Origin of the sequence: Methylobacterium sp. J-076 (assembly GCF_022829405.1) — a bacterium.
GTDB lineage: Bacteria > Pseudomonadota > Alphaproteobacteria > Rhizobiales > Beijerinckiaceae > Methylobacterium.
Map to the genome: position 1 here is coordinate 1 of NZ_JAKSXW010000097.1, position 1,138 is coordinate 1,138.

At 73.3% G+C, this 1,138-nt stretch carries 1 protein-coding gene; it reads left to right on the forward strand.

Annotated elements, in window-relative coordinates:
• Positions 1 to 1,138 (forward strand): polysaccharide biosynthesis/export family protein (locus MKK53_RS09215; protein ID WP_243928400.1); only part of this gene is annotated, 1,138 nt, incomplete at both ends.

Below are 1,138 nucleotides of genomic sequence, written 5' to 3' on the forward strand. Positions count from 1 at the left end.
TCGCCGCGGCGGCGTTGTCGGGCTGCACGCTCCTGCCCGCGGCGGGACCGACGGCCACGGCGATCCAGGCGGGGGCGGAGGTGCCCGAGGCCGGCGGCGGCCTGCTGGCCCGCTACGAGATCATCGACGTCACCCCCGCCGTCATCGAGGCCCTGCGCGGGCGCCCCCTCGACAGCCTGCTCGCCTCCTTCGGCGACCACCGCCCCTCCGCCGAGCCCCTCATCGGCATCGGCGACATGGTCTCCGTCTCGATCTGGGAGGCCGGGTCCGGCGGCCTGTTCTCCGGCCCCCTCGTCTCCGACCGCTTCTCCGCCGGCTCCAAATCCGCCCTCATCCCCGAGCAGCCCGTGGGCCGCGACGGGGCCATCTCCGTCCCCTATGCCGGCCGCATCTCCGTCGCCGGCCGCAGGCCCCAGGACGTCCAGGCCCTCATCGAGAACGAACTCGCCGGCAAGGCCATCCAGCCCCAGGTGCTCGTCTCCGTCACCAAGCCCATCTCCCAGGCCGTCACCGTCACCGGCGAGGCCGTCGCGGGCGCCCGCCTGCCCCTCACCGGCCACGGAGACCGCCTCCTCGACGTCCTGGCCGCGGCCGGCGGCGTGCGCTCCCCCGTCTCCGAGACCTTCGTGCGCCTGTCGCGCGGGCCGGTCACCGCCACGGTCCCGCTGACCACCGTCGTCTCCAACCCCAAGGAGAACATCTACCTGCGGCCCAACGACGTGCTCACCCTGGTGCGCGACCCGCAGACCTTCCTGGCCGTCGGCGCCCTCGGCAACGCCACCGAACTGCCCTTCTCCGCCGACGGCATCACCCTCGCCCAGGCGCTCGCCAAGTCCCGCGGCCTGTCCGACTTCCAGGCCGACCCGGCCGGCACCTTCATCTTCCGGTTCGAGCCCGCCGCGATCGTGCGCCGCCTCGCCCCAGGCTCCAAGATCACCGGCACGCCCCTCGTCCCGGTGGTCTACCGGATCGACATGCGCGACCCCAACAGCCTGTTCACCTCCCAGGCCTTCCGCATGCGCAACCGCGACCTGCTCTACGTCTCCAACGCCCCCTTCACCGAGGTCCAGAAGGTCCTCGGCGTCTTCTCCACCGTCGCAGGGCCCGTCGCCTCCGCCGCCGCCGTCTACAGCTACGC